Below are 23,676 nucleotides of genomic sequence, written 5' to 3'. Positions count from 1 at the left end.
GCGGCGTGCCGTTCCGCACGGGCCGGGTGCTGCGGGCCCTGGACGGAGAGTTCGCTTCCGCCGCGGTCGAGGCGGTGGCCGACCTGGGGGTCGACCACCAGGTCGTGGGTAACCGTGCCGCAGCCATGGTTCTGCCCGCGGGGGTGACCAAGGGCACCGGCCTCGTCGCGGCCCTCGCCGACCTGCACCACTCCCCGCGCAACGCCCTGGCGGTGGGCGACGCCGAGAACGACCTCGCCCTACTCGTCGCCGCCGAGGTCGGGGCCGCCGTCCCGCACAGCGTGCCCTCGCTCCTGCGCCGGGCGGACCTGGTCCTCCCGACGGGCCCGGGCAACGGCCTGCCGGCACTGCTGCGTGTCCCCCTCCTCGACGGGGCGGAGCGGCTGTGCCCGGCCCGGCACTGGATCCCCAGCGGGGTCTTCGACGACGACCGGCTGGGCCCGCGTGCCCGGCTCGCAGACGACGGTCCTCGTCGGGGGGGAGCCGTGCTCCGGCAAAAGCTACCTGGCCGGGCTGCTCGCGGAGCTGTGGATCATGGCCGGCTACCGTGCTCGTCGTCGACCCGGAGGGCGACCACACCGTCCTCGGCGACCTGCCCAGCGTGCAGCTCGTGGAGGTCTCCGAGTGTGCGCCGGAGCCCATCGAGGTGCTGAGCGGGCTTTGCCCGCAGCCTCGGCAGCGTGGTGCTCGACCTGTCCGGGATGACGGAGCCGGCGCGGGCGGAATACGTCCGGCGCCTCCTGCCCGCCGTCGAGGCGGCGCCTGGGCTTCCACATCGACCGCGGTGACCTGTCGCGCTGGGTCACGCAGATCCTCGCCGACGACGAGCTCGGCGGCCACCTCGCCGGGATCGAGCTGACGGTGTCGGAGGACCGGGTGCCCAGCGAGCGGGCCCGACATCGCATCGTGCGCGCGGTGACCGACCGCTACCTCCGCCACAGCGACGCGCCCTCGGCGACCTGAGCTGGTCCCCCCGTATCAGGAGGCCGTGGCAGGCCTCTTTCCGGATGGAGGCATCGACCGAGGAGTCAGCATGAGCACGACGAGCGACACGACCACGACGAGCGAGCGGGGCGATCGGCGCGGCTGCGGCTGCGGAGGCGGCTGCGGCTGCGGCGCCATCCAGATCACCAACACGGGTGACGTGCACGTCCACGCCTGCCCCGGCGACGAGCACCCGTCGCCGTGCCGGGAGACCTGCGCCGAATGCCCGGCGGAGCCCATCGCGCCCGGGCAGTGCGTGCCGCTCGCGATCGGGTCCAAGCCCAAGCAGAGCCAGCGCAGCAAGCTGGACCGGCTCCTCGCCAACTCCCCCGTCCCGTCCGCGCTCGCTGCTGGCTTCGTGCAGACGTCGCGTCGTTACCTCGCCGGTCGGGCCCCCGCCACCGCCTTCGAGGCGGAGACCTTCGCCGTGCTTCGCGCAATGCCGGCCCCGGTGCAGCGGACGCTGTCGTGCTCGCTCGGTTCCTTCGACGCGTTGGGCACCGCCGAACGCAACCAGCTGTTCGACTCGACGCTCGTCACGGACCTGGACACGCCGGTGGACGCCGCACGCCTCGCCTCAGCTCTCGCCAGAGAGATCACGACCCGCGTCGGGACCGCCGTCTTCGGCGACTCGGCAGGCGTCGAGCAGGAACGACCCGGACGCAACCGCTTCTTCAAGCCGGAGGGAGAGTCGTTCGACATCCAGCTGCCGATCTACGCCCTCAACGGCCTGCGCACCAACGAGTTCCTGCCCCACCTGAGCCCGGGCGACTACAAGCCGGAGGAGCTCCAGCAGCACTGCGAGGTCGTGCTCGTGGGCGGCATACCGGAGACGAGCTGCGAGGTGCAGGCGGGCAACTGCCCCGGGAACTTCCTCTCCGACGGCAGCCAGGTCACCTGCCTGCGCGTCCCCGAGGTCCGGGGCGGTCAGAGCGTCGAGCTGCACGGGATGAACTACATCAGCGTCGACGCCAGGATCCGCCTCACGGCGCAGCCCGACGCGAACGTCACGCGGGAGGTGGACGCCCATGTCGTCGGGGACGTCGTCACACCCCTCACCGAGACCGTCGGAGGGCAGACCGTCCCCATCCGCGACTCCCGCGTCCACGACCGGATCACGTTCCTCGTCCCCACCGACCTCGCGCCCGCCGTGTACGCCGTCCAGGTCGTCCTGCCCAACGTCAGCGGCATCCCGCAGCTCGGGGACCCGATCGTGTCCAACCCGCAGTTCGTGCGCGTCGTCCCACCCGACAGCGCGCGCTTCACCATCACCAGCGAGACGCTGACTGCAGTCGAGGAGACGTCCCCGTCCTTCCTCGGCTCCGACGAGGTGCGCGTGCGCGTCCGTGCGTATCCCGTCACCTTCGGGCTGACCGAGCTGCTGCTCGGCGACGAGCTCGCCTTCGACTCCCCCGAGTTCGGCGACCTGGACTCGGGTGACGTGCGGGACATGACGGCCCTGCTCTTCGCCCACCAGGCGAGCATCGACGCGATGTTCCTGTCCATCACCGGCTTCGAGATCGACAGCGAGCAGGCGTACCGGGAGCAGATCGACAGCTTCAGCGAGGCCTTCCTGCACTACCTCAAGGTCGCCCTCGCCGCGATCGGCGCGGGCCTCGGCGCCACCGCTCTCGCGATCGGTCTGAAGGATCTTCTGGCGCTCGGCCTGGCGCACCCGATCGTGCTGCTGATCGCCGCGGCCATCGTGGTCACGGTGGTCCTCTTCCTGGCCCTGTGGGCGCCCGCGGACGAGATCATCTCCGACAGCCTCGGCCTGACGGTGGCCGACCTCGCGGACCTGACCAGCGTCGACGTCCCGATGCCGGCCCCCAGCGAGTACACGACAGGCAGCGGGATCAAGGTGCGGGTCACCCCGCTGGAGAAGGTGCCCAGCCAGTATCGCGAGCAGCGTGACTACCTCAGCGACGAAGAGGGCAGCCGATACCGGATCGTCCTGCGCTACAACCGGGTCGCCTGAACCGTGGCGTATGCCGTGCCCGTCAGGGGCGCCAGCCGTCCCGGTAGTCCGGGTGTCCGGCATACACCGTCGCCAGCACCATGAGGGCGTGGTAGAGCCCCTGGCTCATCTGCGCCGCCGAGGCGCTCCGGTGCGGGTCCGCCTCGGCATGCGCGAAGGACACCTGCTCCTGCATGTCGCGGATGATCCGCCGCTTCGCCTCGCACTCGACGAGCAGGCGCTCGGGACCCGTCCCCGAGAACGGCACGGGCCCCTGCCCGTCCGACCCGACGGTCTCGGCCCACGCCGACGGGCCACCCGCCACCTGCTCCGCCCGTCCCCCGAGGGCGGCTCGCGCCGCGGCCTCGTCCTCGTCGAGTCGGGCCTCCAGGAACAGCACCAGGTCGCTCATGGCGGCCTCCTCCGGGTCGTCGGCCGGCTCCCGCACCAGGAGCGGGAGCCGCTCTCTCCTGCCAGCATGCCTCATCCGCGCAGGCGTGCGCCCCGTCTCGCGGCGACCTGTCGATTTCTGCGACCCCCGTTCGTAGATTGAGTGTCAGAACCACCGAACGAGGAGTGATCCTTAAGATGGCCGAGTACCTGGTCCTCATCTACGAGAACGAGAACGACTACGCCAACGCCGGCCCCGAGATCTTCGGGGAGGTCATGGCGGCGCACAACCGCTTCGCCGAGAAGCACGGGAGCGCGATCCGGGGCGGCAACGCCCTGCAGGGCGCGGACACGGCGACGACGATCCGCGGCGACGTCGTCACCGACGGACCCTTCGTCGAGAGCAAGGAGATCCTCGGTGGCTACTACCTGGTCGAGGCCGCCGACCTCGACCAGGCCCTCGCGATCGCCAAGGACGTCCCGGCGCGCTTCGGCGGCGTCGAGGTCCGTCCCGTGATGGTCTTCCCCGAGGGCTGACCACCGACGTGACGCCGCGCGAGGAGGTCCGGCGCGCGCTGGCGCAGGCGCACCGTCGCGAGTGGGCCCGGGTGCTCGCCGCGACGGTGCGCGTGGCCGGGGACCTGGACCTGGCGCAGGAGTGCGCGCAGGACGCCTACGTGCGCGCCCTGGAGACGTGGCAGCGCGACGGAGTGCCACCCAACCCGGGCGCGTGGCTGACGACGACGGCCCGCAACCGAGCCGTGGACAGCCACCGTCGCGCGGCCGCCTTGCGCGGCAAGCTGCCGCTGCTCGTCGAGGAGGAGCGGACCGTGCCGGGGCCGGGCTGGGACGAGGCGCAGGATGGAGCGGACGGGCGGCGGGAGGTGCCTGACGACCGCCTGCGGCTCGTCTTCACGTGCTGCCACCCCGCCCTGGCCCGCGAGGCACAGGTGGCCCTGACGCTGCGGTTGGTCTGCGGGCTCACGACCGACGAGATCGCCGCGGCTTTCCTCGTCAGCGAGTCGACGATGGCCGCCCGGATCACGCGTGCCAAGAAGAAGATTACGGCGGCGCGCATCCCCTACCGCGTGCCGGCTGGCCACGAGCTCGCCGAGCGGCTCGACGCGGTGCTCATGGTGCTCCATCTCGTCTTCACGACCGGCCACACCGCCCCGTCCGGCGGGGCGCTGCGCCGCTCGGACCTCACCGGACGGGCCGTGGACCTCACCCGCACGCTCCTCGAGCTCATGCCCGACGAGCGTGAGCTGCGCGGGCTGCTCGCCCTCATGGTCTTCGGCGAGGCCCGAGCGGCCACGCGGGTCGACGACGCCGGCGCCTTCGTGCCGCTCGAGGAGCAGGACCGCGGTCGCTGGGACGCTGCAGCCATCCGGGACGGGTGCCGTCTGCTCCAGGACGCGCTGCACGGCGGTCGACCCGGCCGGTTCGTCCTCCAGGCAGCCATCGCCGCGTTCCACGCCACGGCGCCGTCCTTCGACGACACCGACTGGCGCGGGGTGGCCATGCTCTACGACCGGCTCCTCGCGGAGTGGCCGTCACCCGTCGTCGCGCTCAACCGCGCCATCGCCGTCGGTTTCCGCGACGGCCCGCAGGCCGGGCTTGCCGCCCTCGACGAGCTGGAGAGCGGGGCGCTCGCCGGCTACCACTACCTCCCGGCCGCCCGAGCCGAGCTGCTGCGGCGCCTCGGGGAACCTGTCGCAGCGACCCACGCCTACGCCCATGCCCTCGAGCTCGTCGACAACGAGCGGGAGCGCGACTTCCTCGAGCGTCGACTCGCGTCGATGCGTGACTCCTCCCGCCCCGCCGGCACCTCCGACGGCTGACCCGGCACACGGTCCGCCCGGGTTCGCCATAACCAGGGCCCGGCTGGGTAGGGACAAGGCATGACCACCCACACCCCGCGACACCAGGTCCCCACGATGCCGTTCCCGCTCCGCGCCGCCGTGGCCCTCGAGCGCAACGGCAACCTCGACCGGGCCGTCGACCGGATCCGCCGGGTCACTCGACCCCTGGGCCGGACGTCGCTCGCTCCCATCCTGCGCGGGGAGTGGCTCGGTCACGCGCTGCACCCGCTGCTGACGGACCTGCCGCTCGGAATGTGGACGGCCACGACCGTCCTCGACCTGGCCGGGGGCGTCGAGTCGCGCCCGGCCGCGCGCCGCCTGCTCGCCATCGGTCTGCTCGGGGCCGTCCCGACCGCCGTCACAGGCTGGTTCGAGTGGGAACGCGCGGCGCGGCCGGCACAGCGGGTGGGCGTGGTGCACGCCGCGCTCAATGCGAGCGCCATCGGGCTGTATGCCGGATCGTGGGCTGCTCGGCGCCGGGACCGGCACGCTGTCGGGACCGCACTCGCCCTCGCCGGGGCGGGCGCTTCCGGGGTCGCCGGCTACCTCGGTGGCCACCTGACGTCAGCCCGCAAGGTCTCGAGCCGCCACCCCGCCCTGCGCGAGAGCCACGACGGGGAGGCGGCCGCCGGGATCCGGGACCGCTTCCGAGGGGAGGTCACCGCGACGGACGTCCTCGAGGCGCTCACCGCCCAGCACGCACGGATCGGCGCCCTCATCCGGCAGGTTCACGCCACGGCCGGGGACGCGCGCAGCGAGGCGCTGCGGGAGCTGCTCGCCTTCCTCGCCGGCCACGAGGCCGTGGAACAGGAGCTGCTGCACCCGCTCGTGGCCGCTGCGGACGGTCAGGACGTGGGCCACCAGCGCTCGCTCGAGGAGTCGGGAATGGCGCAGCAGATCGAGCGGCTCGAGGAGCTGTGGGTCGACTCGCCGGTGTTCGACACACAGCTGGGGCTGTTCGAGCACGCCCTCAACTACCACTGCGATGCGGAGGAGCACGTCGAGCTGCCCAGCCTGTCGGGCATCCTCACCCCAGCAGCTGCCGCGCGGCTCGTGGAGGCCTTCGCCATGCAGGAGGCCGATGCGGCCAACCGGCGGGGCCGCTTCGCCGACATGGTGGCCGCGGCCCGGGCCCAGCTCCGAAGCCTTGACCCGGCGGCGCACGTCTGACCCAGAAGATCCCCGGCCAGGATTTCGCGGAACCCCGACGGCCGTCCCTGGCGCCCACCTATCGTGGGGACACACCAGTCACCGCCTCAGGGGGATCCACGCATGCATGAGGAGGCGCGGCCGGCCAGCGAGCCGCGCGTGATCCGGCTTCGGCTCACGCGCAAGGCACCCTTCGCGGCCATGGTCACCGTCGTCGCGCTGCTGCCCCTGCTTGGCGGCCGCTCCGTGCCGGCACAGCCGTCGGTCGTGCTCGCAGCGGGCAGTCCGGCGGTCGTGGCGGGGTCGGCGGACCTGGGAGTGACCTCCCTTGCCGACGACTCCGCGTCGGGCTCCGCCTCCTCGCCAGGCTCCGCCCAGCCGGCGGGCACGGCCGGGGCAGGCCTCCCGACCGGCCCCGCCACGGCGGCAGCCCGTGGCGGCGGCCTGCCGCTCTTCGCCGCCCTCGCCCTGACACCGCTCACCCTCGACGCGCTGGCCGCACCGGTCGTGGGCGGCCCCCGCTTCATCCGACCCGTGGCCGGCGGCGTGACCTCCGTCTTCGGACCGCGCCTGCACCCGGTGCTCGGCCGACCTATGTTCCACACGGGGCTCGACCTCGCCGCGACGTGCGGCACGCCCATCCATGCGGCCGCCGACGGCACCGTCGTGCTCGCGCAACAGTCCAGCTCATGGGGCCGCCGCGTCATCGTGGAGCACACGGCGAGCCTGCGCACCGGCTACGCCCACCTCTCCGCGTTCCTCGTCAAGGAAGGTGACGTGGTCAAGCAGGGCGACGTCATCGGCCTCGTGGGCACGACCGGCTGGTCCACCGGCTGCCACCTGCACTTCGACGTGATCATCGACGGCCACTACGTCGACCCGGCGCCCTACCTGGGCTTCGCGCCCTCCGAGCCGACCCGCATCCCGTATGCCGCCGCCCCCGCCTTCGTGCTCGACCGCTCCGGTGCCGTCGTCCACACCGTCGAGGACGGCGACGTGCCGGTGCCGGCTCCGCGGACCGTCCCGGCTGCGCATACGCACCCCCCGACCCCGACCGAAACCCCGCAGTCGCCAGCCCCGACCACCACGGCCACGACGACGGCGCCGACGACCACCGAGCCGACGACCACCCAGCCGACGACCACCCAGCCGACGACCACCACGACGACGACGACCACCACGACGACGACGGTCCCGTCGACGACATCGACCACCGTCCCGACGACATCGACCACCGAGCCGACGACGACCACGACCACCACCGAGCCGCCGACGACCACGACCACCACCACCGTCCCGTCGACTACCACCGAGCCGACGACCACCGTGACCAGGACGGTCACCGTCACGGTCACCGAGGGCGCGCCCGTGCCCGCGCCCTCCGGGACGGCGGTTCGGCGGCATACGACCGACGCGGGACGCCCCGCAGACCCCACGCCCGTCGGTCTCGCGACCGCCACGGTCACCGCCACCGTCACGGCAACGGTCACCGCCCTGGTGGAACGCGCCGCCTCCCTCGTCACCTCGAGCGGCCGCTGACCCTCCGCAACCCCTCGCCGCCCTCCTCACGATTCGGCGTCGGCGCTCGCGCGATGTTCCCGGGCGCGTCGGCAAGCCGGTAGGTTGCGCGCATGGACGAAGTGAAGCCGGCCACCGCCGAGGACCGGGCGCGCGGGGCGAAGGGCGCCGCCCGCACACGGGAGCCCATCGTCGTCGTCGAGGGCGTCAACAAGCACTACGGCGACCTGCACGTGCTCAAGGACGTCCACCTCACCGTCGGCAAGGGGGACGTCGTCGTCGTCCTCGGGCCGTCAGGATCCGGCAAGTCGACCCTGTGCCGCACCATCAACCGCCTGGAGACCTTCGAGTCGGGCCGGATCCTCATCGACGGCCAGCCGCTGCCCGAGGAGGGCAAGGAGCTCGCGCGGCTGCGCGCCGACGTCGGCATGGTCTTCCAGTCCTTCAACCTCTTCGCCCACAAGACGATCCTCGACAACGTCACCCTGGGGCCGATCAAGGCGCGCGGTAAGTCCCGCGAGGCCGCCGAGAAGCACGCCACCGAGCTGCTCGAGCGCGTCGGCGTCCTGAAGCAGAAGGACAAGTACCCGGCGCAGCTCTCCGGTGGCCAGCAGCAGCGTGTGGCCATCGCCCGGTCGCTCGCCATGGAGCCCAAGGTCATGCTCTTCGACGAGCCCACGTCGGCGCTCGACCCCGAGATGATCAACGAGGTCCTCGACGTCATGACGGAGCTGGCCGGTGAGGGGATGACGATGATCGTCGTCACCCACGAGATGGGCTTCGCCCGCCGGGCGGCCGACCGGGTCGTCTTCATGGCCGACGGCGAGATCGTCGAGTCCGACACGCCCGAGGAGTTCTTCACCAACGCGAAGTCGCCGCGAGCCAAGGACTTCCTCAGCAAGATCCTCACGCACTAGGCAGCGTGCGCACGCACCACCGTGGCGTGGCAACTCACAAGGGGTCCGCGCCCCACCCCGATGCCGACACTCGGCAGCACAGGAGGAAACACCATGAAGGTCAGTCGGATCACCGTCGCCGCGGTCTCGGCCGTCACCGCCGTCGGTCTCGCCGCCTGCGGCAGCGGCACGAGCGGCGGCTCGGGCTCCGGAGGCTCGGGCGGCAGCATCAAGGTCGGCATCAAGTTCGACCAGCCGGGGCTCGGGCTCAAGACGGGCTCGACGTACTCCGGCTTCGACGTCGACGTCGCCAACTTCATCGCCAAGGAGCTCGGCTCGACGCCCCAGTTCGTCGAGGCCGTCTCCTCCCAGCGCGAGACGCTCATCTCGTCGGGCCAGGTGCAGTACGTCGTCGGCACCTACTCCATCACCGACGCGCGCAAGCAGAAGGTGTCCTTCGCAGGGCCGTACTTCATCGCCGGCCAGGACCTGCTCGTCCGCGCCGACGACTCGTCGATCAGCGGGCCCGACAGCCTCACCGGCAAGAAGCTGTGCTCGGTCAAGGGCTCGACGTCGGCCGCGAACCTGCAGAAGAAGTACCCGGGCGTCAACCTGCAGGAGTACAACACCTACACGCTGTGCGTGGACGCCCTCAAGGCCGGCAGCGTCGACGCGCTGACGACGGACAACACGATCCTCGCCGGGTATGCCGCGCAGGAGCAGAACAAGGGCAAGCTCAAGGTCGTCGGCAAGACCTTCTCGACGGAGAAGTACGGCGTGGGCCTCAAGAAGGGCGACACCGCGCTCTGCACGAAGATCACGACGGCCCTGAACAAGTTCATCGACTCCGGCGAGTGGAAGAAGTCGGTCGACAAGTACCTCGGCCCAGCGGGATTCACCCCGGGTGAGGGCAACCCGCCCAAGCCGGAGGCGTGCTCCTGATCCCGAACCGGCCGGTATGCCGTCCACGCAGGGTGGACGGCATACCGGCCGACGGGTGTGGTCGTCGCCGCGAACTGTCCTCTCGCCCGCCCAAGCCCACCAGAGGAGGGACCCATGGGTGAGCTCTTCGCCCAGTACAACATCCTCGCCGCCTTCGGGATGACAATCCTCCTGACGGTGACCGCGGCCGTCGGGTCGCTCGTCCTCGGCACCTTCGTCGCCATCCTCCGGGTCTCCCCGGTGGGCCTCTTCCAGAAGGTCGGCGCCTTCTACGTCAACACCGTCCGCAACACGCCGCTGACGCTCATCATCATCGCGTCCAACATCGTCATGGCCGTCAACCTCGGGTTCAACTTCAGCGACGACATCGCCCGCAACAACATCATCTGGGCGATCATCGGCCTGTCGGTCTACCACGCCGCGTTCGTCTGCGAGGCGCTGCGCAGTGGCGTCAACACCGTGCCGGTCGGCCAGGCGGAGGCCGCCCGGTCCATCGGGCTGACCTTCGGGCAGAGCCTGACCGAGGTGCTCCTGCCCCAGGCGTTCCGCGGCGCCATCACGCCGCTCGGCAACACCCTGATCGCGCTGACGAAGAACACGACGGTCGCGACCGCCATCGGGGTCGCCGAGGTGAGCGGCCTGATGAAGGAGATGCAGGAGTTCCGGCCCGACCTGCTCATCCCCATCTTCGGCATCGTCGCCATCGGCTTCGTCGTGCTCACGCTGCCCGTCGGCCTGCTGACGACGCACCTGTCCACCCGGCTGGCGGTCCGGCGATGAGCGCCTCCGTCCTCTTCGACGCACCAGGGCCGCGCGCCCGCGCCCGGCACCGGGTCACGGCGGTGGCGGGAGCCGCGCTCGTCCTCGCCTTCGTCGCCTTCGCGCTCTACAAGCTCGGCGAGCGCGGCAACCTCGCCGCCGAGAAGTGGAGCCCCTTCGCGACGAGCTCCATGTGGGTCGACTACCTTGTCCCGGGACTGGTCAACACGCTCAAGGCCGCCGCCATCTCCATCGTGCTCGCCGCGATCTTCGGCCTCGTCTTCGGCACGGGACGGCTGTCGCACAACGCGGCCATCCGAGCCGTCAGCACCGTCGTCGTCGAGTTCTTCCGGTCCGTGCCGGTCCTCGTCATGATGACCGCCGCCTTCGGGCTCTACACGTTCAACAACGTCTTCCAGAGCGAGATCAACCCCCTGGCCGCCGTCGTCACGGGACTCACGCTCTACAACGGCGCGGTGGTGGCGGAGCTGCTCCGCTCGGGGGTCGGGGGCCTGCCGAGGGGCCAGGCGGAGGCCGGCCTGTCCATCGGCCTGACGGCGGGCCAGACGCTGCGCCTGATCCAGCTGCCGCAGGCCATCACGGCCATGCTGCCGGCGCTCGTCGGCCAGCTCGTCGTCGTGCTCAAGGACACCGCGCTCGGCCAGATCATCACCTATCCCGAGCTGCTCAACACCTACCAGCAGATCGGCTCCAACTGGGGCAACCCCGTGCCGGCGATCCTCTTCATCGCCGTCATCTTCATCCTCATCAACTACGCCCTCACCGTGCTCGCCGGGCGCGTCGAGGGACGGCTGCGCCGCCGGGGCCGCCCCACGATCCACGAGGCCGCGGTCGCGCCGGGTGCGGTGGCCCCGGTCGACGACGCCGCTGAGGAGGCCCGTCACCACCGGGACGAGGAGACGCTGCGGGGCCACTGAGCCCGGCGGCATACGGCAGCTCCTTCGCCCGCCCCGGCGCGTGCACCCGGACGACCATTGCTGCGGCGCGGTCGGCCCATTCCCGCACAAAGGGGACGCTGCCGGGCACCAATGGTCGTCGGGGTGCACAGCCGGGGGGCAGCACCACGCGGACACGCACGAAAGGGGCGGCTCCCGGCCGGGAACCGCCCCTCTGTCGTCGCGCTCCCCCGGTTGGACTCGAACCAACAACCTGCCGGTTAACAGCCGGCTGCTCTGCCAGTTGAGCTACAGGGGACTGCTGCCGGGCAACCATAGCAAAGGAACCCGCCGCCACTAAATTGCGCAAAGGCCGCCCGGGAGGGGCTCAGAGCCCCACCTCCGAGCGCAGCCGGGCGAGCCGGTCGGCGGCCTCCCGGGCCACGTCGGGGTCGGACAAGTCGGCCCCGCGGCCGGGGATCGTCTGCTCGAGCAGGGCGCCGGTGGCGAGGTCCTGGCGGATGACCACGCGCACGCGCCGGCGGCTCTGCGTCAGGAACTCGTCGGCGAGCACGACGCTGGCCTGCACCCGCTCGCGCAGGGTCTCCTGGAGCCGGGACGGCTCGCGGACGAGCCACTGCGCGGGCCGGCGGTGGCCGACCCAGAGGACGGTGAGCAGGAAGCTGTCCCGCTGCCACGTGGCCGACTCCACCTCGTGCCACGGATGGCGCCATGCGAGTATGCCGGCGGCGTCGACGAGGGCGAGGTGGTGGGTCGTCGCAACGACGTGCCCGCCGCTCGTCTCGTCGGTGGCCATGGCGAGGAGGCGCTCCCCCGCCGCCAGCGGCACCTGCCCCCGGACGAGGTCGGCGGCGGTGGGCCCCCGGGCGCGGCCGAAGAGACCCATCAGGAGAGCCCGGCCTTCATCGCCGCGAGCTGCCGCTGCAGGTCCTGCAGCTGGGTGCCGAGCCGCCGGGAGCGCTCGTGGTCGGGCGTCTCGGCGTGGTCGAGCCGGCGCAGCTCGCTCATGGCGTCGGCGATGCGGCGGGTCAGGGCGACGGTGCGCACGCGCACGAAGAGCTCGTCGACATAGCGCGACGTCGGCAGACCGGTGAGCGGGTCCATCCGGATCGGCAGGCTCGCGACCGCGAGCTCGCTCACGAGCCCGGCAACCGCGTCCGCAGCCGCCTCGGTCACGGCGGACGTCCAGGCCTGGGTGGTCGCCCGCTCCCCTCCGGCCGACGCGATGCGGATGCCGTCGAACACCGCCCGGTGCGCCGCCGCCGAGAACGACTCGCCCGTGAGCAGGTCGATGGACCCGGGGCGAAGGACGTGGGGGAACTGCAGGAGCACCTGGAGCAGCTGCCGCTCGGCGAGCACGACGGGATCGCGCTGGTCGGGGACGGGCAGGGCGTCACCGGCCTCCCCCGGCCCGGGCTCGGGCACCTCGTCGCCGGCGGAGCGGTCGGCCGGCCGGCCGGCGCGGCCCGGCCGGCCCGAGCGGCCGGAGCGGGCGTCGTCGCCGGAGCTCCGCCCGGCTCTCGAGACCTCGGCGGCGACCTGCTCGACCTCGAGGCCGAGCCAGCCGGCCACCTCACGGGTGTACTCCGGCCGCATCGACCGGTCGCGGATCGTGGCCACGACGGGTGCGACGGCGCGCAGGGCCTGGATGCGGCCTTCCGCCGTTCCGAGGTCGAAACGCCCGATCGTCGTGCGCACGACGAACTCGAACATCGGCGAGGCGTCCTCGACGAGGGCCTGCACGGCGAGGTCGCCCTCGTGCTGGCGCAGCTCGCACGGGTCCTTGCCGGACGCCTCGACCGCCACGAAGGACTGCGAGGCCCACTTCTGGTCGTCGGCGAAGGCGCGCATGGCGGCCTGCTGCCCCGCCGCGTCGCCGTCGAAGGTGAAGACCACCTTGGCGGGCGCCAGGCCCGGCTCGTCACGCATGATCCGGCGCAGCACCTTGATGTGATCGGTCCCGAAGGCCGTGCCGCACGTCGCGACCGCGGTCTCCACGCCCGCGAGGTGGCAGGCCATGACGTCGGTGTAGCCCTCGACCACGACGGCCTGCCGGTCGGCGGCGATGCGCTTCTTGGCGAGGTCGAGGCCGTAGAGGACCGCCGACTTCTTGTAGATCGGCGTCTCGGAGGTGTTGAGGTACTTCGCCTCGATCCGGTCGTCGTCGAAGAGACGCCGGGCGCCGAAGCCGACCGTGTCGCCGGTGATGTCGCGGATCGGCCACACGAGCCGGCCACGGAAACGGTCGTAGAGGCCGCGAGAGCCCCGACCGGCGAGCCCCCCGGTGACGAGCTCGTCGTCGGTGAAGCCCTTGGCGCGCAGGTGGCCCACGAGGTCGTCACCGCCCCGAGGGGCGAAGCCGACGCCGAACTGCCGGGCCGCGGCACCGTTGAAGCCCCGCTCTCGCAGGAAGTCGCGTCCGGCCCGGGCCGCGGGCAGGTTGAGCAGGGCCTCGGCGTAGAACTCCTGGGCGACGCGGTGCGCCTCGAGCAGTCGTGCGCGCCGGCCCAGGCCCTCCTCCCGGGGCCGGGATCCGCCGTCCTCGTAGCGCAGCTCCATGCCGAGCTTCTGGGCGAGACGCTCGACGGCCTCCGAGAACCCGAGGTGCTCGACCTTCTGGACGAAGGAGATGAGGTCGCCGCCCTCGCCGCAGCCGAAGCAGTGCCAGGCGCCGACGGCGGGCCGGATGGTGAAGGAGGGGGTCTTCTCGTCGTGGAAAGGGCACAGGCCCTTGAGCGAGCCGGGACCGGCCGAGCGCAGGGTGACATGCTCGCGCACGACGTCCTCGAGGGAGGACCGCTCCTTGACCGCCGCGATGTCCTCGGCCTTGATCAGCCCCGCCATGTGCCTCCTTCCGCTGGGGGGAAGTCTAGGTCGTCGGGCCGACGCCCTCGTCGCAGCCGTGCCAGCGCCGGTGCAGGGCGAGGGCCCGCGCGTCCGTCAGGGACGCCACCTGGTCGACGACGACGCGCAGCCGCTCGGCGTCGGTCCGGGCCGCGCGCAGGTCGGCGGCGAAGTCCGCGTCGAGGCGCTCCTCCGGGCGGGCGGCATACGCCTCGACGAGCGCGAGGACGACCTCGCGCTGGCTCTCCAGGACGCGGAGGCGGGCCTCGGTCGTCATGACGAAGTGGTTGGCGACCGCCTTGAGCACCGCGCACTCGGCCCGCGCCCCGTCGGGGATGACGAGGTCGGCGTCGAAGCGGGCCAGGTCCCCTGGACCGTGGCGCTCCCGCGTCGCCTCCTCGACGACGCGGACGAAGTGGCCGATGAGCCGGCTCGTCATGTCCTTGAGCCGGGCAAGCGAGGGACGGGACCCGTCGTATGCCGCCGGCACCACTCCCGAGGCGAGGATCCTCTCGAGCGCGGCCGCGAGGGCGTCGGCGCCGAGGTCGGGCGCGTAGGTCGCCGCCGCGACGTCGAGGACCGTCGCCATGTCGGTGCGCGAGTGCATCACCCGCGGATCGATCCAGCCGGAGGCGATGGCATCCTCGACGTCGTGGACGGAGTACGCGACGTCGTCGGACCAGTCCATGACCTGCGCTTCCAGGCATGGCCTCCGGGCCGGGGCGGACTCGCGGAACCACTCGAAGACAGGCAGGTCCGCGGCATACACGCCGAACTTGGCGCGGGCGTAAGGCACGCCGCCGCGCGGCCACGGGTATTTGGTTGCTGCGTCGAGACTGGCGCGGGTGAGGTTGAGGCCGGCCGACGTGCCGTCGGCATGCGCACGCTTGGCCTCCAAGCGGGTCACCAGGCGCAGGGTCTGGGCGTTTCCCTCGAAGCCGCCGACGTCGGCCGCCACCTCGTCGAGGACCGACTCGCCGTTGTGCCCGAAGGGCGGGTGTCCCAGGTCGTGGCTCAGGCAGGCGGTGTCGACGAGGTCGGCGCTGCAGCCGAGGGCGGCGCCGAACTCGCGGCCGATCTGTGCCACCTCCAGGGAGTGGGTGAGCCGGTTGCGGACGAAGTCGTCGTGGCCAGGGGCGAGGACCTGGGTCTTGGCCGCCAGGCGCCGCAACGCTGCGGAGTGGACGACGCGCGCCCGGTCGCGGGCGAAGTCGTCGCGGTCGGCCCGCTTCCGGGCGGGGTCCTCGGCGACCCAGCGCTCCCGGTCTCGGCTCTCGTATGCCACGGCCTCGACTCTATTGACAAACCTCTCGCAGCCGGTGCGGGCCCCGCGTAGTGTCGGTCGTAAAGCCCGAGCGGGCTTCGCAGCGAGGGAGCAGGCCATGGCCGACAAGTCACCGCGGTCCCACATGTCGCAGAAGGGCGGGAAGTCCATCAAGGAGAAGCGTGCCGAGAAGCACGCCAAGGACGAGGCGAAGTCCCAGCACGAGATCATCCCGCCGCGTAAGAAGCGCTGAGCCGGTCACCGCGTCCCCTCACCATGGGGCCCCACATGGGGCGCCACCGCGCCCGGCGGCATACCGCCGCTGAAAGCCCGCAGGGCCGTCCGCCACGTGGCGTCGAGATCGGCACCGGGAGGAAACCGGTCGGAGAGCTCCAGGTCGACGAGCCCATGCGCGAGAGCCCACAGGGCTCGTGCGAGATGCTCGTCGCCGCCTGCGGCGGCGACGATGGGCGCCGCCGCCGCGGACTCGACACCCGGCGCGATGCGCTCGCGCGCCAGGGGGCGCCGGGTTGCCACCTCATAGAGCTTGGGATGCGCCATGGCCCATGACCTGTACGCATCAGCGAGCCCGCCGAGCCCGGGGTCGGCGGCGGCAAGATGTCGGGCCAGGTGGGTCAGCGCCCGCTCCTGCAGTCCGGCGACGATCTCGTCCTTGTCCCGCACGTGCTTGTACAACGACGGCGCGCGGATCCCCATGCGGCCGGCGAGCTCCCGCATGGTCAGCGCGTCGGGGCCCTCCTCCTCCAGCAGTGCGGCGGCCACATCGAGAATCTCGTCCCGTCGGCTCATCGTCGCCACCCAGCGGGCGTGCGCAGCCGGGAGGCGCAGTCGCGGTCAAGGGCCGGCTGCGCCGCGCGTGGTGCGGTTCGCAAGGCCGGGACGACCGTGGTCATCGAACGACGTCTGTGACGGCGGCTCTCTCTGCACGCACGCGCAGCGCCTCGTTCATCGCCTCGAACCCCGCGCGGGTGCGCTCGACGGTCGCCCCGAGAAACGGCACCAGGCACCCGGTGAAGTGCTCAGCCTGGGTCAGGCGCGTGCCGCCGCCTTCGAGCGCCTCCAGAGAGAACGAGTGCCGCCCGTCGACCAGCCCTGGCAGCAGGAGGAGCCGCCCGAGCCACTCCAGACGCCTACCCGCCTCCACCTTGGTGATCGTCGGACGGAAAGTCATCGGTCGGCCACCGGGCGGCACGATGCGCACGTTGGCCCGGCCGCCCGCGACGAGTTCGCCCTGGAAGCTGGTGACGAAGGGGTTCCAGGCCGCGTACTCCTCCACTGCGGACAGCTCGGCCCAGACGGTCGCGACGGGCGCGGCGATGTCAATGGCGGTGTGGATGGATCTCATGGCTCCTCCTGAGGGCTAACGACATTAGCCATAATGGCTAATGTCGTTAGCCCTGTCAAGCGGTGGGTCGTCCGGGCGGAGTGTGGATGGGGCCGTGTTGAGGCAGTGTCGGTGCTGTGTCTGGGTGTCGTGTCGGGTGCAGTGTCGGTGGGTCGTACTAGCGTTCGATACATGGACAATGCCACGGATCTTCTGGAGGCGCTGCCGCGCCGCGTCACAGCGGTGGGGAGCGGGCCGGCGGGGGCCTCGAGGGCATTCCTCGCGTCACTGGGTCAGCCCCCGGAGACCGACTGGGTCGGTGCGCAGGGCGCCCTGGCTCCCGCGGCTGCTCCACGGCGACCGGACGGCCCTGCGGCGACGGCGGCGGATCAGCGTGAGGGCAGCAGGGCGACACCGTCCTGCGGCCCGGCTGAGGCGTCGCGAGAGCACGGAGAGGGCGGGGCGAGGCGGCGACGCCGGGTGAGCCGGCGCTCTGCGGTGGCCAGCTCCCGCGTGCCTCGCCGGGGGGTGTGGTCGCACCTGGCGCCGGGGACGACCATGCCCGTGGACCCGAGGGAGGTGGCGTGGCTCGACCGGGACACCCTGGGCGCAGACCCCCTCGACGTTGACACCGGCAACCCGGACGGCGGCGACCGGCAGGTCCCAACCGCCGACGACCTCTCCACCGACGGCGTGCCGGATGTGGTGGAGCCGGGGACAAGCGGGACGGATGAGCCCGTCGGAGTGCTGCTCGACGCCACGGTCGGGATGGCCCTGACCCGGCACACGGAGGTGGAGCTGACGGCGGCGGCCGAGCACGTGACCGGGCTGCGGGCCAGTCACGACGTGATGCTGGTCAACGTGCTGGCCGAGCTCGACGCGCGCGGGGTCGAACCCCCGGGCGGGTTGTCGCGGGTCGACTGGTTGCGCGCGCTCGATCCGGGGTTGAGCGCCGGGGCGGCGAAGGCGTTCGTCACACTGGCACAGGCGATGAACCAGCCGCGGTGGGCCGAGTTGCGGGCCCGGGTCGCGCTGCGGCACGTGACCGTCGCGAACGCCGCCGCCCTGGTCGAGTTCTATGGGCGGGTCTCCCGGGTGGCGGACCCGGTGCAGCTCGACGCCGTCCTGGAGCACCTGAGCGAGCAGGCCGCCATGTTGCGGCCCGAGGAGCTGGCCCGCCGAGTCCGGCAGGAGAGCGAGCAGCTGACCCCACCGCGCGAGGCGGACCGGCTCGACGAGGCGCGCCGCCAGTCCCGCGGCCTGTGGTTCACCGCGCCCAACCGCACCGGGATGGTCGGCATGAGCGCCGTGCTGGACCCCGAGGCCGCCGCCATCGTCAAGGCGGCTGTCGAGCCGCTGTCGGCGCCGTGTCCGGGCAAGGACGCCCAGGGGCACACGGTGGAGCCGGACCCGCGGTCCCCGGCCAAACGCCGCGCCGACGCCCTGGTCGCCATCATCGGCCGCGGAGTGTCCGCCCCCGACGGGCTGCCGGTCACCGACAAGGCCAAGGTCGTCGTGACCATCGATCACGACGTCTTGACCGGGCGCCTGGCCGGCATCGGGACCACCGCGACCGGTGACGTGTTGACCGCGGGCACCGTGCGCCGGCTGGCCTGTGACGCCGGGATCATTCCTATGGTCCTCGGCCGCGAGAGCGAACCACTGGACGTTGGCCGGCAACGACGCCTGGTCACCAAGGGCCTGCGGCTCGCGTTGATCGCCCGGGATCGGGGCTGCAGCTTTGACAACTGCACCGTCCCGGCGCAATGGTGCGACGGCCACCACGTGCACCACTGGGCCCGGGGCGGCAAGACGTCGCTGCTCACCACGGCCCTGCTGTGCCCGAGACACCATACCCACGTCCACCAGCACGACCTGACCGCCACCGTCACGGCCAGGTCTGTCACCTGGCACCTCTAGGTCATCGTTCGAGGCGCCGGTCTCCGGGGCCCTCGAGCGAGCGATGTGGCACGCGGCCGCGCCTACGCTGACGATGTGGACCCCGAGCACCTGAACGCCCTCGCGGCTCTGGCCGAGCAGCGCTACGTCTCCCTGACCACCTTCCGGCGCGACGGCGCCCCCGTGTCCAGCCCCGTGTGGGTGGCACGCGACGGTGACGAGCTCGTCGTCATCACCGTAGACGACGTGGGCAAGACGAAGCGGCTCGCCCACACCGCGCGGGTCGAGCTGCGCCCGAGCGACATCCGCGGCGCCGTGTCTCAAGGAGCACCGACGTATGCCGGGACCGCGCGAGTCGTGCGCGACCCGGCGGGTGTGGAGGCGGTCAAGCGGGCGATCTCGGCGAAGTATCCGATGGCGCGGCTCGGCAACACCGCCGAGCGCCTTCTCGGCCCAGTGATGCGCCGCAAGCCCCGGGCCGGGATCCGCATCACCCTGTCCTGAGACGAGCCTGGCGAAGCCGGAACCGTTAGGGCCGTAGACCTCGACAGTAGAGGGGTGACATCGTCTGGCGCCCCCGACGACCAGAGGCTCGTCGAGGCGCTGACCGAAGGCGAGCTCGGCGCCCTCCGCCAGCCCGACGACCGGCACGCCCCATGGCTGTCGGTCCGCCGGCCGCTACAGCGGCAGCGGCGACGTGGGTGCCTGGATGCTTCGGGCCGCCATCCAGGCCACCGCCCTCGGCGGGTTCACGACCCGCGAGGCGGGCCGGCTCCCCGGCATACCGCAGAACACCGTCAAGACGCGTGTGCGACCGCGCCAAGGCGCGGCTCCAGGCGAGCCTCGTGGAAGGGCCCAGCCATGTGCACGCCCGTGCGCACGATGACGCCGGTGCGCACGGCGACGCCGGGGACGGGGCCCGTCTGGCCGCCCACCGGCGGGGGGTTGACGGGGGCCACCTACTTGACCTCTGACCGAAGCAGCGTCCACAGGCCGATGCCCAGAGGGAGCACGAGCCACACCGCCGAGGTGAGCCCGAGCTGGGCCCACTGCTCGCCCGCGAGCGGACCGCTGAAGAGAAGATGCTGCGTGACGTTGGGGTCGACCCAGGGGTAGAGGTCGTGGAACCACTGCTGCGTGGCGGCCAGCAGCTCCAGCAGCGGCGGCGCCACGAACGCGAAGACGAAGTAGGCAACGATCGCGCCGGCGGAGTTGCGGATCAGCACCCCGAGCGTGAAACCGACGAGGAGGATGAGCGTGTTGCCAAGCAGGATGCTCGCGAGGACGGCGGGGCTCTGGTCCCAGACCGGCTCGATCCCGGCGGTCGCGGCCCCCACGGCGTTGCCCGCCGCGCCGATGGCGAAGGCGACCAGCATCGAGGCCACCGCGATGGACACGGCGACGATGCCCTTGGCGAGGATGACCCGGCCACGGTGGGGCACGAGGGTAAAGGTCGTCAGGCCGCTGCGCTGGCTCCACTCGCCGGTGACCGCGAGGATGGCGATCATCGGCAGGATCACCGCCATCGGGAAGCCGATCGCCAGGGTGAAGGTGTTGTAGGTCCGCTGGTCGTCGGCCGCGAAGAGGACGACGCCGGCCGTGGCGAGCAGCGACGCGATGCCGACGCTGGCCAGCAGCCAGAAGCCCGACCGGGTGTCGAAGGACTTGCGCAGCTCGACCGAGACGATCCGTACGAGCGGGATGGGCGCGGGCGCCACGGAGCGTCGAGCACCTCGCGCCCCGCTCCCTGTGTCGGTCCCGACCGGCACAGCCCCGCGAGGGAGCGCCTCCCCGGCACTGGTACTCATGCGACTGCTCCTTCTCGTTGGGTGTCAGCGGTGAGCTCGAGGAACATCTCCTCAAGCCCGGCGCCCTCGGCGGCGCGTAGCTCGATGAGCGCCACGCCGGCCGCAGAGGCGATCCGGCCCACGACCTCGGGCTCGGCCTCGACGCGGAGGGCGTCGGTGTGGCCCACCGCGCCGCTCGGCGCGAAGGCGGCGCCGTATGCCGTGAGCGCGCCGGACAGTGCGCCCACGTGCGGCGTCCGGACGAGGGTCCCGGCTGCGCTGAGCAGCTCGGCCTTGGTGCCTTGGGCCACGATGCGGCCGCTGCCGATGACGACGAGGTCGTCGGCGATGACCTCGATCTCGTGGAGCAGGTGCGAGGAGAGCAGCACGGTCGCGCCATCATCGGCGTAGCCACGCAGCAGGTCGCGCATCCAGCGAATGCCAGCCGGATCGAGCCCGTTCGCCGGCTCGTCGAGGACGAGCACCTCAGGCTCGCCGAGCAGGGCCGTCGCGATGCCGAGCCGCTGCCGCATGCCGAGCGAGTAGTGACGGACCCGCCGCCCGGCCTCGGCAGGAGTGAGGCCGACCAGCTCGAGCATGTCGTCGACCCGACCTGCGGACAGGCCCATCATCCGCTGGGTGAGGATGAGGATCTCCCGCCCCGTGCGACCTGCGTGCTGCGCCGACGCGTCGAGCAGGACCCCCACCTCCAGACCGGGGTTGGGCAGGTCGGCGAAGCGCCGCCCGCACACCTCCGCAGTGCCTGACGTGGCGGGGGTGAGTCCGACGAGGACCCGCATCGTCGTCGACTTGCCAGCACCGTTGGGGCCGAGGAACCCCGTGACGCGGCCGGGCTCCGCCGTGAACGACACGTCGTCCACGGCAGTGAAGCCGCCGTAGGTCTTGGTGAGGGACTCGACCCGGATCATGAGGGGGGCCGCACGGTGACGGCGACCTTGCCGCGTGCGTGGCCGGCCTCGAGGTGCCTCATGGCGGCGGGCACCTCGGCCAGCGGGTACGTCCGGTCGATGCTCGGCGTCACCTTTCCTGCCTCGATGAGGTCGGTGAGCCGCTCGAGGTCCTGGCCGCTCTCCCTGTTGACCACCATGGTCAGCCGCTGGCCCACGAACGGCGACAGGGCCAGGGCCCGCAGCTGCCGGTTCATGCCGCCTGTCAGCCTGCCGCCGTCCTCGCCGCCGACGAGGACGGCCGTGCCGGTGGGGGTGAGGGCGCGGCGCAGCCGCGAGAGCGTCGGGCGTCCGGCGATGTCGACGACGAGGTCATAGTGGTGCACACCATCGGCGAAGTCCTCCTGCGTGTAGTCGATGACGTGGTCGGCGCCCAGAGACCGCACCAGGTCGAGCTTGCCGGTGCTGGCCACGCCGGTGACCTCGGCGCCGAACGCCCTGGCCAGCTGGACGGCATACGACCCGACGCCGCCCGACGCGCCCGTGACGAGCACCTTCTGACCGGACTCCACCCGACCGACATCGACCACGCCGTGCAGGGCGGTGAGCCCCGACACGGGGACGACCGCGGCCTGCTCGAACGTCACGTTCGCCGGCTTGCGCGCGAGCCGGTCCTCCCGCACGACGGTGAGCTCGGCGAAGGAGCCGCGGCCGACACCGTAGACCTCGTCACCGGGGGCGAAGCTGGTCACCGCCCTACCGACCGCGACGACGGTGCCGGCGACATCCCGCCCGGGGACGGGCTGCTTCGGCCCGCGAAAGCCGAGGGCGAGCCGCTGGAGGTAGGGCTCACCCGTCATGAGGTGCCAGGTGCCGCGATCGAGACCCGCCGCGTGCACCTCGACGAGGACGTCGCGCTCGCCGATGGTGGGCACAGGGATGCGCGCGAGGCGGAGCACGTCGGCCGAGCCGTACCGGTCCTGCACGACGGCCTGCATGGTTGCGTCTTCCGGGTGCGCTCGGCGGCCCCTTCGGGGGTTGCCGATCGCGTCCTCCGCCTCGCCCTCCGCCTCGCCCTTCGCATCGCCCCGTTCGACGAGCGGTGCGACGACCTGCTCGACCGACCTCCGGGTCGGGGTCCAGGAATATCCCCCCGCGGCTGCGGGCCGGTGCTGAGTCTTCATGGCTCTCTCCTTCGCTGCCGGCGGTGGGCCCGCCGTACTTAGTACGAATGCTAACGTACAAAGTACGAGACCACTAGGGGGAGATCCGATCGTGACGTCAGCCAGACAACGCCGGCAGGAGAGCGCGCAGCTCAGCCGGGAGCGGGTGCTGGTGGCGGCCATGGCCATCGCGGACGCCGACGGGCTCGGGGCCCTCACGATCCGCTCCCTCGCCCGTGAGCTCGGTGCCAAGCCGATGTCCGTCTACCACTACGTGGCGAACAAGGACGAGATCCTCGACGGCATCGTCGACCTCGTCTACGGCGAGATCGAGCTGCCGTCGGCCAGCGGAGCCTGGCGCACCGAGATGCACCGGCGGGCCAGCTCTGCGCGACGGGTGCTGCGACGCCACCCGTGGGCGATCCTGCTGCTCCAGTCGCGGACGGCGCCGGGAACGGCGACGATTCGCCATCACGACGCGGTCATCGCGAGCCTACGCGCGGCCGGCTTCTCGGTGGAGCTCACGGCGCACGCCTTCGCCGTGATCGACAGCTACGTCTTCGGGTTCGCCGTGTCCGAGGCGGCGTTGCCGATCCACGGGCCCGCGTCGGTGGCAGAGGTCGCCGAGTCGATGATGGGCAGGTTCTCCACCGGTGAGTTCCCGCATCTGGTCGAGTTCGCCACCCAGCACATCCTTCAACCGGGGTACGACTTCGGCGACGAGTTCGACTTCGGCCTCGAGCTCATCCTCGACGGCCTCGAGGCTCGCGCAGCCGCCGCACGCGCCTGACTGCCCTGGAGGAGGGAGCTGCCGCCAGGGGGTGAGCCGGCAGCCCCTCCTCCAGGGGGCAATCAGGCGATGCCTCGTGGACCGCCGTCGAAGCGCGGCCCGTCGTTGCAGTCGGGGATCGTGTACGAGGGCCTTCGCGCGCAGGTGGCCGACCGGCCACCTGTGCGACCCCCCACGGCAACGAGACTGCGCACGTGGCGTCTCCTCCCGGATCGATCGTGTCTGACGTCCTCAGGCTCCAAGAGCCCGGGTTGGACGACAATGGGACGTTGGTACTAGTACGTCGACGGATCGCCCGCCTG

The 23,676-nt window shown here is 72.0% G+C and carries 24 protein-coding genes and 1 tRNA gene; 14 read left to right on the top strand and 11 right to left on the bottom strand.

Annotation, left to right across the window (positions count from 1 at the left end; translation table 11 throughout):
- Both VFJ94_RS03745 and VFJ94_RS03740 read left to right on the top strand, forming a co-directional pair.
- Nucleotides 1-653 (top strand): HAD family hydrolase (locus VFJ94_RS03745; RefSeq protein WP_325002848.1); only part of this gene is annotated, 653 nt, incomplete at its 5' end.
- A 380-nt stretch (nt 654-1,033) separates the two neighbouring features.
- Nucleotides 1,034-2,962, top strand: coding sequence for a hypothetical protein (locus VFJ94_RS03740; protein ID WP_325002847.1), 1,929 nt, complete (start codon nt 1,034-1,036; stop codon nt 2,960-2,962).
- A 22-nt stretch (nt 2,963-2,984) separates the two neighbouring features.
- Here VFJ94_RS03740 and VFJ94_RS03735 read toward each other — a convergent pair whose 3' ends face one another.
- On the bottom strand, nt 2,985-3,353 hold the full coding sequence (locus tag VFJ94_RS03735) for a DUF6221 family protein (RefSeq protein WP_325002846.1): 369 nt from the start codon (nt 3,351-3,353) through the stop codon (nt 2,985-2,987).
- A 176-nt stretch (nt 3,354-3,529) separates the two neighbouring features.
- Between VFJ94_RS03735 and VFJ94_RS03730 the strand changes: the two genes are divergently transcribed.
- From VFJ94_RS03730 to VFJ94_RS03695, 8 genes are all read left to right on the top strand, one after another.
- Nucleotides 3,530-3,868, top strand: coding sequence for a YciI family protein (locus tag VFJ94_RS03730; RefSeq protein WP_325002845.1), 339 nt, complete (start codon nt 3,530-3,532; stop codon nt 3,866-3,868).
- 8 nt (nt 3,869-3,876) lie between these two features.
- Nucleotides 3,877-5,172, top strand: a complete 1,296-nt coding sequence (locus VFJ94_RS03725) for an RNA polymerase sigma factor (RefSeq protein WP_325002844.1) — start codon at nt 3,877-3,879, stop codon at nt 5,170-5,172.
- A 60-nt stretch (nt 5,173-5,232) separates the two neighbouring features.
- Nucleotides 5,233-6,363 (top strand): hemerythrin domain-containing protein, encoded by a 1,131-nt coding sequence (locus tag VFJ94_RS03720; RefSeq protein ID WP_325002843.1) that lies wholly within the window; start codon nt 5,233-5,235, stop codon nt 6,361-6,363.
- A gap of 102 nt (nt 6,364-6,465) precedes the next feature.
- The gene (locus tag VFJ94_RS03715; protein ID WP_325002842.1) at nt 6,466-7,881 is read left to right on the top strand and encodes a M23 family metallopeptidase; all 1,416 of its coding nucleotides are present in this window, start codon (nt 6,466-6,468) and stop codon (nt 7,879-7,881) included.
- A gap of 92 nt (nt 7,882-7,973) precedes the next feature.
- A complete protein-coding gene (locus VFJ94_RS03710) occupies nt 7,974-8,777 on the top strand; it encodes an amino acid ABC transporter ATP-binding protein (protein ID WP_414654554.1) in 804 nt (267 codons plus the stop codon).
- A gap of 93 nt (nt 8,778-8,870) precedes the next feature.
- Nucleotides 8,871-9,698 carry a glutamate ABC transporter substrate-binding protein gene (locus VFJ94_RS03705; RefSeq protein ID WP_325002841.1) on the top strand — a complete coding sequence of 276 codons (828 nt, stop codon included), beginning with the start codon at nt 8,871-8,873 and terminating at the stop codon, nt 9,696-9,698.
- A 114-nt stretch (nt 9,699-9,812) separates the two neighbouring features.
- A complete protein-coding gene (locus VFJ94_RS03700) occupies nt 9,813-10,478 on the top strand; it encodes an amino acid ABC transporter permease (protein ID WP_325002840.1) in 666 nt (221 codons plus the stop codon).
- A complete protein-coding gene (locus tag VFJ94_RS03695) occupies nt 10,475-11,395 on the top strand; it encodes an amino acid ABC transporter permease (RefSeq protein WP_325002839.1) in 921 nt (306 codons plus the stop codon). The genes VFJ94_RS03700 and VFJ94_RS03695 overlap by 4 nt, the downstream gene beginning before the upstream one ends.
- Before the next feature lie 204 nt (nt 11,396-11,599).
- On the opposite strand, the gene VFJ94_RS03690 is transcribed toward VFJ94_RS03695, so the two are convergent.
- From VFJ94_RS03690 to VFJ94_RS03675, 4 genes are all read right to left on the bottom strand, one after another.
- Nucleotides 11,600-11,672, bottom strand: a tRNA-Asn gene (locus VFJ94_RS03690).
- Nucleotides 11,673-11,741: 69 nt separating this feature from the next.
- Nucleotides 11,742-12,260: a hypothetical protein gene (locus VFJ94_RS03685; protein ID WP_325002838.1), complete on the bottom strand. Its 519-nt coding sequence runs from the start codon at nt 12,258-12,260 to the stop codon at nt 11,742-11,744.
- Nucleotides 12,260-14,218 carry a DNA primase gene (dnaG, locus tag VFJ94_RS03680; RefSeq protein ID WP_325002837.1) on the bottom strand — a complete coding sequence of 653 codons (1,959 nt, stop codon included), beginning with the start codon at nt 14,216-14,218 and terminating at the stop codon, nt 12,260-12,262. Before dnaG ends, VFJ94_RS03685 begins: the two co-directional genes overlap by 1 nt.
- Nucleotides 14,219-14,243: 25 nt before the next feature.
- Nucleotides 14,244-15,503, bottom strand: a complete 1,260-nt coding sequence (locus VFJ94_RS03675; protein ID WP_325002836.1) for a deoxyguanosinetriphosphate triphosphohydrolase — start codon at nt 15,501-15,503, stop codon at nt 14,244-14,246.
- A gap of 97 nt (nt 15,504-15,600) precedes the next feature.
- On the opposite strand from VFJ94_RS03675, the gene VFJ94_RS03670 reads away from it, so the two are divergent.
- Nucleotides 15,601-15,735 carry a hypothetical protein gene (locus tag VFJ94_RS03670; protein ID WP_325002835.1) on the top strand — a complete coding sequence of 45 codons (135 nt, stop codon included), beginning with the start codon at nt 15,601-15,603 and terminating at the stop codon, nt 15,733-15,735.
- 5 nt (nt 15,736-15,740) lie between these two features.
- Here VFJ94_RS03670 and VFJ94_RS03665 read toward each other — a convergent pair whose 3' ends face one another.
- Both VFJ94_RS03665 and VFJ94_RS03660 read right to left on the bottom strand, forming a co-directional pair.
- The gene (locus VFJ94_RS03665) at nt 15,741-16,292 is read right to left on the bottom strand and encodes a TetR/AcrR family transcriptional regulator (protein WP_325002834.1); all 552 of its coding nucleotides are present in this window, start codon (nt 16,290-16,292) and stop codon (nt 15,741-15,743) included.
- A 100-nt stretch (nt 16,293-16,392) separates the two neighbouring features.
- On the bottom strand, nt 16,393-16,848 hold the full coding sequence (locus VFJ94_RS03660; protein WP_325002833.1) for an SRPBCC domain-containing protein: 456 nt from the start codon (nt 16,846-16,848) through the stop codon (nt 16,393-16,395).
- Between the two features lie 537 nt (nt 16,849-17,385).
- Between VFJ94_RS03660 and VFJ94_RS03655 the strand changes: the two genes are divergently transcribed.
- Nucleotides 17,386-18,747 carry an HNH endonuclease signature motif containing protein gene (locus VFJ94_RS03655; RefSeq protein ID WP_325002832.1) on the top strand — a complete coding sequence of 454 codons (1,362 nt, stop codon included), beginning with the start codon at nt 17,386-17,388 and terminating at the stop codon, nt 18,745-18,747.
- Nucleotides 18,748-18,822: 75 nt separating this feature from the next.
- Nucleotides 18,823-19,230 carry a PPOX class F420-dependent oxidoreductase gene (locus VFJ94_RS03650; protein ID WP_325002831.1) on the top strand — a complete coding sequence of 136 codons (408 nt, stop codon included), beginning with the start codon at nt 18,823-18,825 and terminating at the stop codon, nt 19,228-19,230.
- A gap of 293 nt (nt 19,231-19,523) precedes the next feature.
- On the opposite strand, the gene VFJ94_RS03645 is transcribed toward VFJ94_RS03650, so the two are convergent.
- From VFJ94_RS03645 to VFJ94_RS03630, 4 genes are all read right to left on the bottom strand, one after another.
- Entirely contained in the window at nt 19,524-19,685 is a 162-nt protein-coding gene (locus tag VFJ94_RS03645) for a hypothetical protein (protein WP_325002830.1), read from the bottom strand.
- Entirely contained in the window at nt 19,686-20,444 is a 759-nt protein-coding gene (locus VFJ94_RS03640; protein ID WP_325002829.1) for an ABC transporter permease, read from the bottom strand. It lies immediately after the preceding gene.
- Between the two features lie 86 nt (nt 20,445-20,530).
- Complete coding sequence (locus VFJ94_RS03635) at nt 20,531-21,442, bottom strand: ABC transporter ATP-binding protein (protein ID WP_325002828.1); 912 nt, start codon at nt 21,440-21,442, stop codon at nt 20,531-20,533.
- On the bottom strand, nt 21,439-22,605 hold the full coding sequence (locus tag VFJ94_RS03630) for an NAD(P)-dependent alcohol dehydrogenase (protein ID WP_325002827.1): 1,167 nt from the start codon (nt 22,603-22,605) through the stop codon (nt 21,439-21,441). Before VFJ94_RS03630 ends, VFJ94_RS03635 begins: the two co-directional genes overlap by 4 nt.
- A gap of 91 nt (nt 22,606-22,696) precedes the next feature.
- On the opposite strand from VFJ94_RS03630, the gene VFJ94_RS03625 reads away from it, so the two are divergent.
- Nucleotides 22,697-23,374, top strand: a complete 678-nt coding sequence (locus VFJ94_RS03625; RefSeq protein WP_325002826.1) for a TetR/AcrR family transcriptional regulator C-terminal domain-containing protein — start codon at nt 22,697-22,699, stop codon at nt 23,372-23,374.
- Nucleotides 23,375-23,676: the final 302 nt, after the last annotated feature.

It is taken from the genome of Intrasporangium sp., from assembly GCF_035688975.1.
Taxonomy (GTDB): Bacteria; Actinomycetota; Actinomycetes; order Actinomycetales; family Dermatophilaceae; genus CALMNV01.
This window is presented reverse-complemented; position numbering and strand designations above follow the sequence as displayed.

Bases quoted from the DNA above. Each gene is read 5' to 3' on its own strand.
- VFJ94_RS03635 (WP_325002828.1), bottom strand. From the start codon at position 21,442: ATGATCCGGGTCGAGTCCCTCACCAAGACCTACGGCGGCTTCACTGCC.
- VFJ94_RS03630 (WP_325002827.1), bottom strand. From the start codon at position 22,605: ATGAAGACTCAGCACCGGCCCGCAGCCGCGGGGGGATATTCCTGGACC.
- VFJ94_RS03710 (WP_414654554.1), top strand. From the start codon at position 7,974: ATGGACGAAGTGAAGCCGGCCACCGCCGAGGACCGGGCGCGCGGGGCG.
- VFJ94_RS03720 (WP_325002843.1), top strand. From the start codon at position 5,233: ATGACCACCCACACCCCGCGACACCAGGTCCCCACGATGCCGTTCCCG.
- VFJ94_RS03695 (WP_325002839.1), top strand. From the start codon at position 10,475: ATGAGCGCCTCCGTCCTCTTCGACGCACCAGGGCCGCGCGCCCGCGCC.
- VFJ94_RS03735 (WP_325002846.1), bottom strand. From the start codon at position 3,353: ATGAGCGACCTGGTGCTGTTCCTGGAGGCCCGACTCGACGAGGACGAG.
- VFJ94_RS03655 (WP_325002832.1), top strand. From the start codon at position 17,386: ATGCCCGTGGACCCGAGGGAGGTGGCGTGGCTCGACCGGGACACCCTG.
- VFJ94_RS03730 (WP_325002845.1), top strand. From the start codon at position 3,530: ATGGCCGAGTACCTGGTCCTCATCTACGAGAACGAGAACGACTACGCC.
- dnaG (WP_325002837.1), bottom strand. From the start codon at position 14,218: ATGGCGGGGCTGATCAAGGCCGAGGACATCGCGGCGGTCAAGGAGCGG.
- VFJ94_RS03670 (WP_325002835.1), top strand. From the start codon at position 15,601: ATGGCCGACAAGTCACCGCGGTCCCACATGTCGCAGAAGGGCGGGAAG.
- VFJ94_RS03700 (WP_325002840.1), top strand. From the start codon at position 9,813: ATGGGTGAGCTCTTCGCCCAGTACAACATCCTCGCCGCCTTCGGGATG.
- VFJ94_RS03740 (WP_325002847.1), top strand. From the start codon at position 1,034: ATGAGCACGACGAGCGACACGACCACGACGAGCGAGCGGGGCGATCGG.
- VFJ94_RS03660 (WP_325002833.1), bottom strand. From the start codon at position 16,848: ATGAGATCCATCCACACCGCCATTGACATCGCCGCGCCCGTCGCGACC.
- VFJ94_RS03715 (WP_325002842.1), top strand. From the start codon at position 6,466: ATGCATGAGGAGGCGCGGCCGGCCAGCGAGCCGCGCGTGATCCGGCTT.
- VFJ94_RS03665 (WP_325002834.1), bottom strand. From the start codon at position 16,292: ATGAGCCGACGGGACGAGATTCTCGATGTGGCCGCCGCACTGCTGGAG.
- VFJ94_RS03705 (WP_325002841.1), top strand. From the start codon at position 8,871: ATGAAGGTCAGTCGGATCACCGTCGCCGCGGTCTCGGCCGTCACCGCC.
- VFJ94_RS03685 (WP_325002838.1), bottom strand. From the start codon at position 12,260: ATGGGTCTCTTCGGCCGCGCCCGGGGGCCCACCGCCGCCGACCTCGTC.